At 59.9% G+C, this 15,466-nt stretch carries 14 protein-coding genes and 1 riboswitch; of the genes, 5 read left to right on the forward strand and 9 right to left on the reverse strand.

Annotated elements, in window-relative coordinates:
• Positions 1-5: 5 nt before the first annotated feature.
• The 3 genes from WH299_RS12685 to ahcY all read right to left on the reverse strand — a co-directional run bounded on the left by WH299_RS12685 (position 6) and on the right by ahcY (position 3,594).
• On the reverse strand, positions 6-1,088 hold the full coding sequence (locus WH299_RS12685) for a hypothetical protein (RefSeq protein ID WP_339550420.1): 1,083 nt from the start codon (positions 1,086-1,088) through the stop codon (positions 6-8).
• A gap of 78 nt (positions 1,089-1,166) precedes the next feature.
• Positions 1,167-2,012, reverse strand: coding sequence for a methylenetetrahydrofolate reductase [NAD(P)H] (metF, locus tag WH299_RS12690; protein WP_028618271.1), 846 nt, complete (start codon positions 2,010-2,012; stop codon positions 1,167-1,169).
• Between the two features lie 172 nt (positions 2,013-2,184).
• Positions 2,185-3,594, reverse strand: coding sequence for an adenosylhomocysteinase (ahcY, locus tag WH299_RS12695; RefSeq protein WP_016977735.1), 1,410 nt, complete (start codon positions 3,592-3,594; stop codon positions 2,185-2,187).
• A 21-nt stretch (positions 3,595-3,615) separates the two neighbouring features.
• Positions 3,616-3,721, reverse strand: a riboswitch (S-adenosyl-L-homocysteine riboswitch).
• A gap of 198 nt (positions 3,722-3,919) precedes the next feature.
• Here ahcY and WH299_RS12700 point away from each other — a divergent pair.
• From WH299_RS12700 to WH299_RS12710, 3 genes are all read left to right on the forward strand, one after another.
• Positions 3,920-4,324: an acyl-CoA thioesterase gene (locus WH299_RS12700; protein WP_010207175.1), complete on the forward strand. Its 405-nt coding sequence runs from the start codon at positions 3,920-3,922 to the stop codon at positions 4,322-4,324.
• 99 nt (positions 4,325-4,423) lie between these two features.
• Positions 4,424-6,355, forward strand: a complete 1,932-nt coding sequence (locus WH299_RS12705; RefSeq protein WP_339550421.1) for a patatin-like phospholipase family protein — start codon at positions 4,424-4,426, stop codon at positions 6,353-6,355.
• A gap of 71 nt (positions 6,356-6,426) precedes the next feature.
• Positions 6,427-7,317 (forward strand): formate/nitrite transporter family protein, encoded by an 891-nt coding sequence (locus WH299_RS12710; RefSeq protein WP_122729574.1) that lies wholly within the window; start codon positions 6,427-6,429, stop codon positions 7,315-7,317.
• A gap of 484 nt (positions 7,318-7,801) precedes the next feature.
• Here the strand turns inward: WH299_RS12710 and WH299_RS12720 are convergent, their stop codons facing one another.
• Positions 7,802-9,037 (reverse strand): cation:proton antiporter, encoded by a 1,236-nt coding sequence (locus tag WH299_RS12720; RefSeq protein WP_028618265.1) that lies wholly within the window; start codon positions 9,035-9,037, stop codon positions 7,802-7,804.
• Positions 9,038-9,230: 193 nt separating this feature from the next.
• Here WH299_RS12720 and WH299_RS12725 point away from each other — a divergent pair, with 193 nt between their 5' ends.
• On the forward strand, positions 9,231-9,617 hold the full coding sequence (locus WH299_RS12725) for an MAPEG family protein (protein ID WP_010207167.1): 387 nt from the start codon (positions 9,231-9,233) through the stop codon (positions 9,615-9,617).
• Positions 9,618-9,745: 128 nt separating this feature from the next.
• Here the strand turns inward: WH299_RS12725 and mltA are convergent, their stop codons facing one another.
• A complete protein-coding gene (mltA, locus tag WH299_RS12730) occupies positions 9,746-10,930 on the reverse strand; it encodes a murein transglycosylase A (protein WP_122729572.1) in 1,185 nt (394 codons plus the stop codon).
• Between the two features lie 129 nt (positions 10,931-11,059).
• Between mltA and WH299_RS12735 the strand changes: the two genes are divergently transcribed.
• Positions 11,060-11,509 (forward strand): c-type cytochrome, encoded by a 450-nt coding sequence (locus tag WH299_RS12735; RefSeq protein WP_339550424.1) that lies wholly within the window; start codon positions 11,060-11,062, stop codon positions 11,507-11,509.
• Between the two features lie 6 nt (positions 11,510-11,515).
• On the opposite strand, the gene WH299_RS12740 is transcribed toward WH299_RS12735, so the two are convergent.
• The 4 genes from WH299_RS12740 to metK form a co-directional block, all read right to left on the reverse strand.
• A complete protein-coding gene (locus WH299_RS12740; RefSeq protein WP_339550426.1) occupies positions 11,516-11,911 on the reverse strand; it encodes a DUF1090 domain-containing protein in 396 nt (131 codons plus the stop codon).
• 39 nt (positions 11,912-11,950) lie between these two features.
• Positions 11,951-13,615, reverse strand: coding sequence for an NAD-dependent DNA ligase LigB (ligB, locus tag WH299_RS12745; RefSeq protein WP_339550428.1), 1,665 nt, complete (start codon positions 13,613-13,615; stop codon positions 11,951-11,953).
• A 95-nt stretch (positions 13,616-13,710) separates the two neighbouring features.
• On the reverse strand, positions 13,711-14,061 hold the full coding sequence (locus tag WH299_RS12750) for a hypothetical protein (RefSeq protein WP_095013833.1): 351 nt from the start codon (positions 14,059-14,061) through the stop codon (positions 13,711-13,713).
• A gap of 211 nt (positions 14,062-14,272) precedes the next feature.
• Positions 14,273-15,463: a methionine adenosyltransferase gene (gene metK, locus WH299_RS12755; RefSeq protein WP_028618258.1), complete on the reverse strand. Its 1,191-nt coding sequence runs from the start codon at positions 15,461-15,463 to the stop codon at positions 14,273-14,275.
• Positions 15,464-15,466: the final 3 nt, after the last annotated feature.

Raw genomic sequence — 15,466 nt, forward strand, 5'->3', positions numbered from 1 at the left:
CGGGGCTATTGGGTCGGCGACGTCATCAAATGCTCATAGATCGCCGCGCGGCGTTCGCCGAGAATCAGGCGCACCACGGGGTTGGCGAACCAGTGTTCCAACTGGTGGGCTTCCAGCGGGCGTTTCTGGCGTTCTTCCAGGTTCTGTCGGGCCTTGTCCCACCAAACCGGGCCACAGGCTTGGTCGAATTCGTTCTCGTGCTCGTAGCAACCATAGAGAATTTCGCGGATGAACTGCTGCTGGTGTTTGGGCAATACCAGCGTGATCAGCTTGTACAGCAGGCGTTGCAGGCGGGGAGGGCGTGGCAGGTGTGAGGAGACCTGGCGAGTGTCGGCCAGTGCCAATGCGCTGGTCGGGGCTGACGCATGCTTGGCGATCCAGGCCTTGACCTTGGCGCGGAACAGTTGCTTGCGACTCCAGTAATGGTGGATCAGGTCCGGGCATTCGCGCACGTTGACCGTGCGATAGGCCGCGATCGACAGGCAGAACTCTTCAAGGGTGTAGGCGCCTTGGGCATGGGGAAACAGTTCGTCCATCAACTCGATGGAGCGATCAAGGATGTGCGCGTCCTGTTGCGTCAGGCCCATGACCCCGGAATTGAGGGTCATCATGTCATCGTCGGCCACACCCATATCCAACAGACGCTGGTGCAGGGCGGTGTAAAGAATACTTTCGTGGTTATCGCCGTACTTGGTGTAGAAGGCGTTGCACAACAGGGTGCCAGGCTGCACGCGCTCGAACAGGTCCAAGGGTGAATGATGGAAGAAGGTGTCGGTGTCGATCAGCATCGCCACCGGGGACTCTTCCAGCACTTGGCGCAACACCACATGCTTGGTGCGGAAGTGATAGCCGTGGGGCTCGCTCCAGCGCTTGCGCGTGGCTTCGTCCAGCGGGCGTACGCGCACGGGCAAAAGGCGATAGGGCTCGGGGTTGTCGCTGAATACCTGGATATCCACGGCGGCGTCCGGGGTGTCCTGCAGGAAGGCCAGCGCACTGGCGATGCTGAACACCGCTTCCTGGTGGTAGGTCTCGGAGCCGAAGACCAGGTAGACCAGTTGCGGGCGGGAAGTCGTGGGCACTGTATTCATGGACTGCTGGGTTCCGTGGGCACGTAAAACGACGAAGGCCCTCGTAGAGACGAAGGCCTTGGCACAGTCGGACAAACTTCAGCGTGGCAGCTTGAGGTTGTTCCAGATGGCAAGACTGGGTTCAGCCTGGTTCAGGGTATAGAAGTGCAACCCTGGCGCGCCACCTTGCAACAAATCTTCACACATAGTGCTGATGACCTGCTCGCCAAACGCCTGGATGCTCTTGACGTCGTCGCCATAGGCTTCCAGTTGTTTGCGCACCCAACGTGGGATCTCTGCACCGCAGGCGTCGGAGAAGCGCGCCAGCTTGCTGTAGTTGGTGATCGGCATGATGCCCGGCACGATCGGGATGTTCACGCCCATCGCCCGCACACGCTCGACGAAGTAGAAGTAGCTGTCGGCGTTGAAGAAGTACTGGGTGATCGCACTGTCGGCGCCGGCGTTGGCCTTGCGCACGAAATTCTGCAGATCGTCTTCGAAACTATGTGCCTGGGGGTGCATCTCCGGGTACGCCGCCACTTCGATATGGAAGTGATCGCCGGTTTCTTCACGGATGAAGCTCACCAGGTCATTGGCGTGGCGCAGCTCACCGCTGGCCATACCCATGCCGGACGGCAGGTCGCCGCGCAGGGCGACGATGCGCTTGATGCCGGCGGCCTTGTATTGGGTCAGCAGGCCGCGCAGGTCGTCCTTGCTGTCGCCCACGCACGACAAGTGCGGAGCGGCGGGAACTTTGACTTGGCTTTCCAGCTGCAACACGGTGTTGATCGTGCGGTCACGGGTCGAGCCGCCGGCGCCGTAGGTGCAGGAAAAGAAGTCGGGGTTGTAGCTGGCCAACTGGGTGGCCGTGGCCATCAGTTTTTCATGCCCAGCATCGGTCTTGGTCGGGAAGAACTCGAAGCTGTAGCGACGATCTTGGGACATGGTCGTATCCTTGGAAACTCAAAGGCCTGAAAGACGTGCGCAATTCATGTAGGAGCTGGCTTGCCGGCGATGCAAGCGCCTCGGTGGCTCAGCAAAACCGAGGTGAAACCATCGCCGGCAAGCCAGCTCCTACAAAAGCTCGCCCTCACACGGAGGGCGGGCAGCAGGCAAATCAGTAACGGTAAGCGTGCGGCTTGAACGGACCTTCGACCGTCACGCCGATGTAGTCGGCCTGGGTCTTGGTCAGTTGAGTCACGACGCCGCCGAAGCCACGGACCATTTCCAGGGCCACTTCTTCGTCGAGTTTCTTCGGCAGTACTTCCACGGTCAGGCGCTCGGCCTTCTGGGCAGGCGACAGGTCGGCGTACTTCTGGCCGAACAGGAAGATCTGCGCCAGCACCTGGTTGGCGAACGAGCCGTCCATGATGCGGCTTGGGTGGCCAGTGGCGTTGCCCAGGTTAACCAGGCGGCCTTCAGCCAGCAGGATCAGGTAGTCATCGTTCTGCGGGTCGAAATCACCTGCGCCGGTACGGTGAACCTTGTGTACCTGTGGCTTCACTTCTTCCCATGCCCAGTTCTTGCGCATGAAAGCGGTGTCGATTTCGTTGTCGAAGTGGCCGATGTTGCAGACAACAGCACGCTTCTTCAGGGCTTTGAGCATGTTTGCGTCGCAAACATTCACGTTGCCGGTGGTGGTCACGATCAGGTCGATCTTGCCCAGCAGCGCCTTGTCGATGCTTGCTTCGGTGCCGTCGTTCTGGCCGTTGATGAACGGCGAAACCACTTCGAAACCGTCCATGCAGGCTTGCATGGCGCAGATCGGGTCAACTTCGGAAACCTTGACGATCATGCCTTCCTGACGCAGGGACTGGGACGAACCCTTGCCCACGTCACCGTAGCCGATCACCAGGGCTTGCTTGCCCGACAGCAGGTGGTCGGTGCCACGCTTGATGGCATCGTTCAGGCTGTGACGGCAGCCGTACTTGTTGTCGTTCTTGCTCTTGGTCACCGAGTCGTTGACGTTGATGGCCGGGATTTTCAGCTCGCCCTTGGCCAGCATGTCCAGCAGACGGTGTACGCCGGTAGTGGTTTCTTCGGTCACACCGTGGACGCGGTCCAGGATCTGCGGATACTTCTTGTGCAGCAGCTCGGTCAGGTCGCCGCCGTCGTCGAGGATCATGTTGGCATCCCAAGGCGCGCCATCCTTGAGGATGGTTTGCTCCAGGCACCACTCGTACTCTTCTTCGGTCTCGCCTTTCCAGGCGAATACGGCGATACCGGCAGCAGCGATAGCGGCAGCGGCCTGGTCTTGAGTCGAGAAGATGTTGCAAGACGACCAACGTACTTCGGCACCCAGGGCAACCAGGGTTTCGATCAGCACGGCAGTCTGGATGGTCATGTGGATGCAGCCGAGGATCTTCGCGCCTTTGAGCGGCTGCTCAGCGGCGTACTTGCGGCGCAGACCCATCAGGGCAGGCATTTCGGATTCGGCGATAAAGGTTTCGCGACGGCCCCAGGCGGCGAGGGACATGTCGGCGACTTTGTAGTCGTTGAAATCTGCAGGCGTGTTTACTGCGCTCATGAAGAGCCTCCATTCGTAGTGTGCGAATGGGCGCCGTTGTGCGTTTAGTATCCAGCTGGCTAACCAGGCCGGACAACGCCCCATCCGAGCCTGACAGGTTGAACCTGCTGCAGCGCCCCTCGGACAGGTGGCGGGAGAACGGTATCAACTAGAGATGACCGTTTTGAAACGGCGCCGATTATAGCTGTGTGCGCCAGACTTCCCAAGCCTTTCCGTCGGCCATATGAAGATCGCTGATGGGGTTGATAGGCAATGGCGCGTAGAGCTTGGGCCCAGGCTCTGCCATGATGTTGCCCATCATTCGGCAAGACGCTTTGGAGTGACCATGAACTTCCACACCCGCAAATGGGTAAAACCCGAAGACCTCAACCCCAACGGTACTCTGTTCGGCGGCAGCCTGCTGCGCTGGATCGACGAAGAAGCCGCGATCTACGCCATTGTCCAACTGGGCAACCAGCGCGTGGTGACCAAGTACATCTCCGAAATCAACTTCGTCAGCGCCTCGCGCCAGGGCGACATCATCGAACTGGGCATTACGGCTACCGAATTTGGGCGCACTTCCATCACCCTGACCTGTGAAGTGCGCAACAAAATCACCCGCAAAAGCATCCTCACAGTAGAGAAGATGGTCTTCGTCAACCTGGGTGAAGACGGTTTGCCGGCGCCCCACGGTCGCACCGAGATCAGGTATGTGAAGGACCAATTCAAGGACGATAGCCTTCCCGAGTAACCCAGCAGCGGCCTGATTTGCTTTACCAAATCATTCCGCGCGGATCTTTCCCGGGCGCTCTCATCACTCAGGACTACACCCTGTAGAGAGAGCCCATGGATGAAAGTGTTTAACTCGATTGCCAAGACCCAACCCTCATTGACTGAAAAGGCGTCTTCCACGACCCATCAAGTGGTCGGGACGCCGCTGGTGGAGGGGGTTGGCGCGCGCAATGTGACACTCATGCGTGATCAGCAGGGACGGGTAGACGTTTTTTTATCGGCACCCCCTGTCACCAGCTTGGTACTCAGTGGGGGTGGCGCCAAGGGCATTGCTTTCTCGGGGGTGGTGCGGGCACTTGAAGATACCCAGAAGTTGCAAGGTATCCAATCGATCTCCGGCTCATCTGCCGGTGCGATTTCGGCGGCCTTGATTGCCAGTGGCATGGGCGCTGAAGCGTTCGACCGGTTGTCGGACGGTATAGATTTGCCCAGCCTGCTGAACAGCACAGACGCCGTGACGGCCTGGATGCAGGAAGCCAGTTCGACACTGGGCAAGCTTGTGGGGCGCTTGCCCGGCGCCGTCGGTAGTACCTCTCAGTTGTTGATGACCTTGCTGCCGCGCCTGCAGAGTGAGGCATTTCCCCTTGATGAACTGGTCCGCAACGAGTCGCGCAGGTCGATTCTGGGGCATATCGCGCGAACCCCTCGGGAAACCCGCTCGGCCGAAGTCATGCGCATTGCTGACAGGTTGAGTGCCGGTAGTGGCCCTACGTTTGGCGATCTTGAGGTGTTGAACCGACACATTCCCGCAATCAAGCAACTCAACATCACCGGCACTGGCATGTTCGCTGGCCGTCCACAGTTGGTGGTGTTCAATGCCAGCCTGACCCCGCAGATGGACATCGCCCGGGCGGCGCATATTTCCGGTTCGTTGCCGCTGGTGTTCAAAAGCCCGGTGGAACAAGGACACGGTTTTCAGGCTTCAGCTGAAAGCACCGCGTTCAAGGACGGTGGCTTGCTGCTCAATACCCCGGCGCCAGGGGGGGTGGATCGGTTGTTTCCCGAGAGCCCTCTGGCCAAGTCTGAGTCGCTGATCGTCAAGTTCGAGTCCGACGCACCTGATACGCGAGCGCGCAGTGGCAGTTTTCTCGGCAGCGTGGCAGAGCGCATCACAGGCGTTGCGCATACGGCTGCTGAAGCCTTCCAAGACAAAAAGCTCGAGGCGTTCGCCGAGCAGATCGTGACATTGCCCCTGAAGACCGAAAAAGGCGATTTTCGAGGGCTGCTCACGGGCACGGTCAACTTCACGATGCAGGATGAGCAGAAGCAACATCTGCAAGCGAAGGCGCGCCAGGTGGTAGATGCGCATTTGGAGCGCCGCACCACGGCACTGGAGCAGCACTCGTTCCAGTCGCTGAGTGATGCGGTGTTGGCCATGGATGATGCAATGCTTGCCAGCGTGCAGCCAGCGCTGCAAAAAGACCCGGCCGCCTCGGATGTGCTGATGTTTCGGAAAACCGCGCAACAGGCGTTGCAAGTACTGGATGCCTCGATTGCCGAGGCTAACCAGGCAAAGGGCGCGCTGGTGCTCACGCCGAGAATCTTATCGTCCCTGCGTAATCTCGATGCCCTGGCCCAGCGTCCTGAGCAAATTGATTGGTTGGCGCGACGCCTCAACGTCGCCAATCAACCCAACTTTCAGCAGTTGCTGCAAGTGGCGGCCAGACAGATCGCAGGCGGTGCATTGCCGATGTCCAAGGTCATTGGCAAGGCTGTCGCTGAGATGAGCGTGCGTGATATTGCGATAAAAGCTGAAAACTTCACGGGGGAGGTGATCTACCCGTCGCTGTTTCGACCCGGCCAGCCCAAATCCAATGTTGAACTGTTGCACCGTGCGGCTCGGGACCTGGCATGGGCCACCACACCCGCCGCATTCAATCGGGTACTCGACACCCTCGTTGACAGTTACAAAGCGCGTAACAATTCCTGGGACAAGGCCTCCCGTTCAACCACCGTGGAGATGGCCAAGGCCTGGAGGTTGCAGGTTTAGTTGCCTGGCCACTGAACAGCCATCGCGGCGGCGTGTCGTAGCTACACGCACCCTTTGGACTCCGGAAGATCATGGCCACCGACGAATCAGGCAAAACCCCCAACCTGTCGCAGGAAGAGCAACAGGACGTCGACAAGAATCAGCCGCCTCGCGCGGCGGTGTTGCATGAAATCATCCGCACCCAGGGCGACCAGGAGTTGGAGCGCAGCGTCGCCGCCTTGTGGTGGTCGGCCTTGGCAGCCGGGTTGACCATGGGGTTGTCGCTGATGGCGATGGGGTTGCTGAACTCGCGGCTGCCGGATGGTGAAGCGTTCAAGGTGATCGCCAGTTTTGGTTACTGCGCAGGCTTCCTGGCGGTGATCCTCGCGCGCCAGCAATTGTTTACTGAAAACACCCTGACGGCCGTGTTGCCGGTAATGAGCAAGCCCACGCTGGGCAACGCCGGGCGACTGTTGCGGTTATGGACAGTGGTGCTGGTCGGCAACCTGTGCGGCACCCTGCTGGTGGCGTATGTGATGCTGCACCTGCCGATCTTCGATACCCGGACTGACCAGGCCTTCCTCGAGATCGGGCGCAAGATCATGGAAAACGACGCTGGCCAGATGTTCGCCAAAGGCATCATCTCCGGCTGGATGATCGCGACCATGGTGTGGATGATCCCGTCGATGGAAAGCGCCAAGATGTTCATCATCATCTTGATTACCTACCTGATGGCGCTGGGGGACTTTACCCATATCGTGGTGGGCTCGGCGGAAGTGTCGTACTTGGTGTTTGCTGGCGAGTTGGCGTGGAAGGACTTCTGGCTGGTGTTTGCCGGACCGACCTTGGCAGGCAATATCATTGGCGGCAGCTTTATCTTTGCGTTGATCAGCCACGCGCAGATTCGCAGCGAAACCAAGGCGCCTTCTGGTACTCACCCAGGCGCAGGGAAACAGCATCCTCAGCGTGAGGAAAAGATCTGAAATCACCCCGCATAGGCTCGAGCGCACGCTTTGCGGGGCGCTTGGAATAGAGCCATCAGGCGTTGGCGGCGACTTTGGTGCGGGTCGAACCGTTGATTCTGATTGCTCCCACTGAGTGGGGCACGCAGACGTTGGAAGCATTGCTGCGTGAACAGCCAATGATCCGCTACGACGCTCGGTCGTGGGGTGGGCAGATTGCCCAGCGTTACCTGGAGGACCAGTCCTTTGATCCACAGGTGTTGTGCGAGTTGGATGCCTTGGAAACCTTGCCATACTCGTCGCCCAAGGCATGGGTGTATCACTGGTACCGCAGTGGGCGGGGATGTCATGCAGTGGCCTATCCGTCTTGCCGGTCGACGACGCGCCTCGCTATGCGCGGGACTTGGTTGTCATGCATAGCTCGACGCCGCGCCGCCCGGTGGCGATGCGGCATCTGCTTGAACACCTGTGCAGAGCGTCGATGGACAAACGTATGGTGTAGGGCTTACTGCGGTTCGGCTACGCGTTTTACGACTCGACCAATGGTCAACCCCTGCAACAGGATCGACGACAGCACCACAATGTAGGTGATGCTCAGCAGCAGGTCGCGCTCCGGGCCCAGCGGCAATGCCAGTGCCAACGCTACCGATACACCGCCACGCAAACCTCCCCAAGTCAGGATGCGGATGGTGCCGCGTGGCACCGTGCGCCAGCGCCGTAGCAACAGAATCGCCGGGGCCACCGTCAACAGGCGCGACAACAGGATTGCCACGGCCAGCAGGCTGGCGGCGAATACATGCAGCCAATTGAACGGCAACAGCAGCAGCTCCATGCCGATCAGGGCGAACAGCAGGGCGTTGAGCATGTCATCGAGTAATTCCCAGAAGCCATCCAGGTAGCGACGGGTCATGTCATTCATCGCCAGCTTGCGGCCCAGGTTGCCGATGATCAGGCCGGCGACCACCATCGCAATCGGTGCCGAGACGTGCAGTTCGGTGGCCATCGCCGAGCCGCCGATCACCAGGGCGAGGGTCAGCATCACTTCGATCTGGTGCTGCTCGATGCTCTTGATCATCAGGTAGACCAGGTAGCCAATCAGCCCGCCGAACACCACGCCGCCGATGGCTTCATGGGCGAATAGCATGGCGGTGGCGCCGAGGGTGGGCGTTTCACCCAATTGAGCGATACCCAGCAATACGGTGAAGACCACCACGGCGGTGCCATCGTTGAACAGCGATTCGCCGACGATGGTGGTTTTCAGCGGTTTCGAGGCATTGGCCGTACGCAATACACCCAGCACCGCAATCGGGTCGGTAGGCGAAATCAGCGCACCGAACAGCAGGCAGTAAAGGAAGCTTACATGCCAACCAAACAGGGCGAAGATGTAATACGCCAGGCTGCCGATCACCCCGGTCGCGATCAATACGCCGAAGGTCGCCAGCAGGCCGATGGGCCAGCGATAGCTGCGCAGGTCGTTCAGGTTCACGTGCAGGGCGCCGGCGAACAGCAGGAACGACAGCATCCAGTTCATCAGCAAATCGCCGAAGTCGATCTGGCCGATCAACTGCTGGATGCGCTCTTCCAGGCCTGGGTAACCGAGAACGCTCAAGCCTTGCAGGATCAGCGAAAACAACAGGGCCGTGACCATCACACCGATGGTGGGCGGCAGGCCGATAAAGCGGAAGTTCACATAGGTGAGCAGGGTGGTGAGGCAAATAAAGGCGGCGACAAGTTCAAGCATCCGGGGTCCTTGGAAGTTGGGTGGCAGTGCGTTGTTGGGGGGATGGACCGCGCCACAGACGCGATGTTGCAAGGCATTGGATAAAACGCCATAGAACCTTTGGGTGAGCCAGGGCTCATAGCGGGTGAGTGCGGTTTGGTATTTATAGTGCTAAAACTCTAATCGCTGTTTAAAACTACAAAAGGAATGTGTGATGACGGTCGCTTTCTGGTGTGTGTTGATCGCAATTTTTCTACCCTACCTGTGCACAGGTGTGGCCAAGTTCAGCGGTGGCAAGTTCGGCCCACGGCAGAACCATGACCCGCGTGCTTTCCTGGACACCCTTGAAGGGTTTGCCAAGCGTGCCCACAGTGCCCAGCTCAACAGTTTCGAAGTCACGCCGGCCTTCGCGGCGGCAGTGATCATCGCGCACCTGGCCGGCACGGCCGAATTGGTGACCATCAATGTGTTGGCCGTGCTGTTTATCACCAGCCGCCTGCTGTACATCATCTGCTACTTGGCAGACTGGGCGATGCTGCGTTCGCTGGTGTGGTTCGTGGGGATGGCGTTGATTGCGAGTTTTTTCTTCGTCTCGATCTGACGGGTTGATGAAGATCCCCTGTGAGAGCGGGCTTGCTCGCGAATACGGAGTGCCAGTCAGTACATAGGTGGCTGATACACCGCATTCGCGAGCAAGCCCGCTCCCACATTTTGGATTTTCAGCGTCCCTTAGTTCCCCGCAGGCGCATCAGGCACCTGGGGTAACGCTGCACCCTTTGGCCACAACATCCAGATCTGCCCCTGCTGCTTCATATTCCCAGCCAGTTCACCCGCCGCATCGCCGGTGCCCCAGAACAAATCTGCACGCACTTCACCCGTGATCGCGCCACCGGTGTCCTGTGCCGCGACGGGCCGTGCGATTGGCGAACCGTCGGGCTTGGTGGTCGACAGCCACAACAGGCTGCCCAGCGGAATCACCTTGCGATCCACCGCCACGCTGTAGCCGGCGGTCAATGGCACGTTTAACGAGCCGCGCGGGCCTTCGTTGCTGTCGGGGCGCGCGCTGAAGAACACGTAGCTCGGGTTGCTCGCCAGCAGTTCCGGAATGCGCTGCGGGTGCGCCTTGGCCCAGGCACTGATGGCACCCATAGTGACGTCTTCCTTCTTCAGCTCGCCTTGCTCCACCAACCAGCGGCCGATAGGGCGATAGGGGTAGCCGTTCTGGTCGCCATAACCGACGCGCAGTTGGCGCCCACCCGCCAGTTGGATGCGGCCAGATCCCTGGATTTGCAGGAATTGCAGGTCCATCGGGTCCGTCAGCCAGGCAATCGGTTTGGCCGTGGAACCCTGGCCGTTGATGGCGTTGGCATCGTCGTAAGGCTTGAGCACACGACCTTCCAGGCGACCGCGCAGGCGCTTGCCCTTGAGTTCAGGGTAGATACTTTCCAGGTTGACGATGATCAGGTCATCCGGCACGCCGTATACCGGCACGTTGGCTTTGGCGGTCTTGGTCAGGCTGCCGGGGTAGACCGGTTCGTAGTAGCCGGTGATCAAGCCGTTGGGCGTGTTGTCGGCAGAGCGCAGGCCGAACACATCCAGACGCTCCTTGAGGAAGCCCCGCACCGCCGCAGCATTAGCGGGCACGGTCGCAGCGGTTGCGCACGTCGCACCCCAGATCGGGTCCGCCTTGAGGCGCTGGCAGGCGCTGCGCCAGGATTCAAATCCCGCCAGCAAGTCGCTGTCGGACACCGCCGGCAACGCTTCCCACGGCGCATTGACATAAGTGGCGACGGCGTGGGGCTTGGGTGTTTCATCTTTGGCTGTTTCTTTGCCCGCGTCGCAGCCGGCCAGCAGTGCGATCATCGGCAGAGCCCACGCCAGGCGCCGGCTCCAGGGTTTCAAGGTGACATTCATACAAACACTTCCTGAAGCGGTTGCCCGCGTCGCAACGCTGCTGGGCAACCCTTATTATTAATAGGGCTATTGGTCTTTGCGGGCGGGGCGAGGATACTGGCCGCCGTTTCCCGTGACCTCGAAGCAACCATGACTTTTAAAAGACTGACTGTTGTATTGCTGGCCTGCCTGACACTGTCCGCCTGTGGCGGCGTGGATCCGAATTCGCCGCTGGGCCAGCGCAAGGCGATCTTCAAACAGATGCTCAAGACTGGCGAAGACCTGGGCGGCATGCTGCGTGGGCGTATCCCGTTCGACGGCGCCAAATTTGCCGAAGGCGCGCTCAAGTTGGACGCGTTGTCCCATGAGCCTTGGAAGCATTTTCCGAGCGTGCGCGAAGAAGATCACACCAGTGCCAAGGATGATGTCTGGCAGAAGCAGGCGCAATTCCAGCAACTGGCCCGCGACCTTGAAGCGGCCACCGGTGAATTGGTGACCGCGAGCCAGGTTCAGCCTTACAAAGCCAGCAACCTGGGGCCGGCAGTGCAGAAAGTCGAAGATGCCTGCAGCGCCTGCCATAAGCAGTTCCGGGACCACTGACCGGTTTTACTGATCGAGTTCTTCCACTGCGTCCTGCAGTTCTTTGCGGGACTCGGCGAATTTGTCCTTACGTTTGTTGATCTTGTCTGCGTCGCCTTTTTTCATGGCCTTGTCGAGGTCGGCCTGACGGCGGCTGACTTCATGCTTGGCATCAAGCACCCTGTTTTCGCGCTCCTTCTTCAAGGACGCGTCGGTGCAATTGGCGGTGACTTCGCTCAGGGCTTTTTCCAGGCCGGCTTGCTGGGCGCTGTTGCCGTGGGCCTTGGCCTGTTCGATCTGCGTGCTGATGGCTTGGCGTTTGGCAGCGCAGCCGGTGAGCTGAGGGGCCTCTTCGGCGGCCAGCAGGGGTGTCGCCATGAAGCTTGCGACGGTCAGCAGGGCAAAGGGGGCTAGAAATTTCATGTGGAGCTCCAAGGTCGCAATCTGATGGTCGGCTCGGGTTCAAAAACCGTCGATGCCGGCCACGTGTAATGTGTCTGCCAAGGCCTGTACTTGCGGGTCGCGGAAAAAAGCGCTCAGTTGCGCCGCGCGGCCCGGGCCGATGCCATCGATGGCCAGCCAGGCCTGGGTGTCGCGCGCGACCAGCGTCTGCCAGTCGCCTTCCAGGTTGTTGCGTGCCGCAGGCGGTACGCCCAAGGCTTTGAGCCATTGAGCAAAGGACTGTTGCCGCGCGTTGTGGAGGCTTTCGAGCACGCGCGCGCGGCTGCGATCACCCAAGCCATTAATGTTAGCAAGCTCTGCCGCATCCAGGGTTAACCAATCGAGAAAGCCTGCGATTAGACCGGCCTGGATCAATATGTTCCAGGTCTCGCGGCCTATATGGGGTAATGCAAGGCCTTGATTGCTGCTCAGCCAGGTCAGGCGCGCGAGTAACTGCTCTTCGCAGCCAGGGTCCAGTTGCCAGCAGCTCAACGCATGAAAGTCCCGTGGATCAGGCACTTTCAGGTCTGCTCGGTGAGTGTTTCGCAGGATGACTTCATCCAGTCGCGGGATCACCTGGCCCGCCAGGCTGATGGAAACCTGGTCGCCAGGGCGGATATCCAGCGCTTGCCAACGCTTCAATGAACCGGTACTCACCCGGCTGATCTGCCGGTCATCCAACCGCACGGGTTCCAGCTCAAGCATGGGCGTAATGCGTCCGGTGCGACCGATCTTGAATTGCACACTGCGCACCAGTGCCAGGGCCTTGGCAGCCGGATATTTCCAGGCCGCCGCCCAATAAGGTTCGCTGGCTTGCCAGCGTTTGGCGGGTGCGCGCTGCGCCTGGTGCAGCACCACCCCATCGCTGGCGAATGGCAATGGATGGTTGTACCAATAGGCGCGCCAGTGCGTGGCTTCGGCGATATCCCGGATGGGCTGACTGTAGCGTCGGCTATCGGTAAAACCCCAGCGTGCCAGTGTGGCCAGGCGCTCGGTAAACGAGTCAGGCCCCTCCGGCCACGCCCACACGAACAGGCCTATACCGGCAGCGTCGGCGTCGCTCAGATGCAGGCGGCTCATCAGCCCGGCCACCTTGCTGCGGGCATTGAGCCCGCCGTTTGCCGATTGCACATGGTCGTCGAGTCGCCAATAGAGTTCGCCTTGCAGCACCAGGTCGATAGGCTCCGGCAGTTGCTGGACAATGCCGGGGATCCTGCGCGCGGACACTGACCAGTCGCGGCCCATCAAGCCGTCGCCCCGGCTGATCACGTGCCGCAGGCGACCTCGTTGATAGACCAGCGTCACCGCCACGCCATCCACCTTGGGTTGAATCCATACCTCTTCGCGTGTTTGCAGCCAGGTACCGACCGCCTGTTCATCGAGCAGCTTCTCTAGACCCGTATGGGCAATGGGGTGAACGTGGGTGCCGCGTGAACTCGCCAGTGGCTTGTCGGGTTTCGTTAGAGAATCGGGGAAACATTGGCGCCAGCGGGCCAGGCGTTGACGCGCCTGGTCATAGAGTTCGTCGCTGACGGGTGATTGGTTGAGGCGGTGGTAGCTGTCGTCCCACAAGCGTATCTGTTCGGCCAAGGTCTTGACCTGTGCCCGGGCTGCGTCGGGACACTCCTCGGCCCACCCCACGCTGGGTAAAATACTGAGTAAAAGCGCTAGCAGTAAATGCATCATGAGCATCCTTGCTCGAAAAGGGTGCCCAGCCTAAATGATCCACTCAGGCACAAAAAAGCCCCGACGCTGCGGGGCTTTTTACTGAGTGTTTCTGTTTACTTGAACAGACCACCCAGGGCCTTCACGGCGTCTGGCTTATCGGCCTTGGCCTCCTGTGTTTGCTGCTTGGCGTCGGCTTTGGCCTGGGCTTCAGAAAGTTTGTCACAACCTTTGTTGATCTGGTCCTGCGCGGCTTTGAAGGCCTTCACTTTCAGGGTGTCTTTCTGGGCTTCGGCGGCATCGATCTTGGCTTGCAGGTCGTTGGCTTGTTTCTGGCAATCGCCGGAGTTGCCGCCACCCAGTTGGGCGCTAAGGGCGCCACTCAGTGCGCTCAGGTCGGCGGCGTTTACCGGCAGGGCGAACAGGCTGAGCAGAAGGGCGGCAGGGGCGAGCGTGGAAATGCGCATGAAAAACCTCAATGTTCGATTGCCTGCGCACTGATGAATCCCGGGCTGGCGCAGGGCAATATCCAAATAAGGTGAAGGGCCCGAGAGGGCGCGGATTCTAAGGGGCCATCATTGGGCCTGCAAGCTTTGGATCCAAAAAGCGTGAAGGTCGTCGCGCAATAAAAAAGCCCCGCCGAAATAACTCGGCGGGGCTCTTGTGCATCGATAGCGATTATAGGCCGGCAGCAGTCCGCAGGTCGTTGGCGCGGTCGGTTTTTTCCCAGGTGAAGGTGGTGAACGTGTCGTCGCCGACAGTCTTCTGCGCAGGGGTACGACCGAAGTGGCCGTAGGCTGCGGTTTCCTGGTACATCGGGTGCAGCAGGTCGAGCATGGTGGTGATCGCGTAAGGGCGCAGGTCGAAGATCTCACGCACCAGCTTCACAATCTTGTCATCGCTGATCTTGCCGGTGCCGAAGGTATTCAGCGAGATCGACGTAGGCTGGGCCACACCAATGGCGTAGGAAACCTGGATCTCGCAACGCTCGGCCAGGCCGGCAGCAACGATGTTCTTGGCCACGTAACGACCCGCGTAAGCAGCCGAACGGTCAACCTTGGATGGATCTTTACCCGAGAACGCGCCACCGCCGTGACGGGCCATGCCGCCGTAGCTGTCGACGATGATCTTGCGACCGGTCAGGCCACAGTCACCTACCGGGCCGCCGATGATGAACTGGCCGGTCGGGTTGATGTGGAACTGGGTGTCCTTGCTCAGCAGTTCGGCCGGCAGCACGTGCTTGACGATCAGCTCCATCACGCCTTCGCGCAGGTCGGCGTAGGACACGTCCGGGTTGTGCTGGGTCGACAGTACAACAGCGTCGATACCGACGACTTTGCCGCCTTCGTAACGGCAGGTCACCTGGGACTTGGCGTCCGGGCGCAGCCACGGCAGCAAGCCGGATTTACGCGCTTCGGCCTGACGCTGTACCAACTGGTGCGAGAAGGTGATTGGCGCAGGCATCAGCACGTCGGTTTCGTTGCTGGCATAGCCGAACATCAGGCCCTGGTCGCCGGCGCCTTGATCTTCAGGCTTGGCACGGTCGACACCCTGGTTGATGTCCGGGGATTGCTTGCCGATGATGTTCATCACGCCGCAGGTTGCGCCGTCGAAGCCGACGTCGGAGCTGGTGTAGCCGATGTCGGTGATCACGTCACGAACGATCTGCTCCAGGTCAACCCAGGCGGTGGTGGTCACTTCGCCAGCGATGATCGCTACACCGGTTTTCACCAGAGTCTCGCACGCCACACGGGCGAACTTGTCTTCAGCAATGATGGCGTCCAGCACCGCGTCAGAAATCTGGTCGGCGATTTTGTCCGGATGCCCTTCAGACACGGACTCGGAGGTGAAAAGGGAGTATTCGCTCATCTC

It is taken from the genome of Pseudomonas sp. MYb541 (genome assembly GCF_037479595.1).
GTDB classification, from domain to species: domain Bacteria; phylum Pseudomonadota; class Gammaproteobacteria; order Pseudomonadales; family Pseudomonadaceae; genus Aquipseudomonas; species Aquipseudomonas canadensis.

Bases quoted from the DNA above. Each gene is read 5' to 3' on its own strand.
- WH299_RS12685 (WP_339550420.1), bottom strand. From the start codon at position 1,088: ATGAATACAGTGCCCACGACTTCCCGCCCGCAACTGGTCTACCTGGTC.
- metF (WP_028618271.1), bottom strand. From the start codon at position 2,012: ATGTCCCAAGATCGTCGCTACAGCTTCGAGTTCTTCCCGACCAAGACC.
- ahcY (WP_016977735.1), bottom strand. From the start codon at position 3,594: ATGAGCGCAGTAAACACGCCTGCAGATTTCAACGACTACAAAGTCGCC.
- WH299_RS12700 (WP_010207175.1), top strand. From the start codon at position 3,920: ATGAACTTCCACACCCGCAAATGGGTAAAACCCGAAGACCTCAACCCC.
- WH299_RS12705 (WP_339550421.1), top strand. From the start codon at position 4,424: ATGAAAGTGTTTAACTCGATTGCCAAGACCCAACCCTCATTGACTGAA.
- WH299_RS12710 (WP_122729574.1), top strand. From the start codon at position 6,427: ATGGCCACCGACGAATCAGGCAAAACCCCCAACCTGTCGCAGGAAGAG.
- WH299_RS12720 (WP_028618265.1), bottom strand. From the start codon at position 9,037: ATGCTTGAACTTGTCGCCGCCTTTATTTGCCTCACCACCCTGCTCACC.
- WH299_RS12725 (WP_010207167.1), top strand. From the start codon at position 9,231: ATGACGGTCGCTTTCTGGTGTGTGTTGATCGCAATTTTTCTACCCTAC.
- mltA (WP_122729572.1), bottom strand. From the start codon at position 10,930: ATGAATGTCACCTTGAAACCCTGGAGCCGGCGCCTGGCGTGGGCTCTG.
- WH299_RS12735 (WP_339550424.1), top strand. From the start codon at position 11,060: ATGACTTTTAAAAGACTGACTGTTGTATTGCTGGCCTGCCTGACACTG.
- WH299_RS12740 (WP_339550426.1), bottom strand. From the start codon at position 11,911: ATGAAATTTCTAGCCCCCTTTGCCCTGCTGACCGTCGCAAGCTTCATG.
- ligB (WP_339550428.1), bottom strand. From the start codon at position 13,615: ATGATGCATTTACTGCTAGCGCTTTTACTCAGTATTTTACCCAGCGTG.
- WH299_RS12750 (WP_095013833.1), bottom strand. From the start codon at position 14,061: ATGCGCATTTCCACGCTCGCCCCTGCCGCCCTTCTGCTCAGCCTGTTC.
- metK (WP_028618258.1), bottom strand. From the start codon at position 15,463: ATGAGCGAATACTCCCTTTTCACCTCCGAGTCCGTGTCTGAAGGGCAT.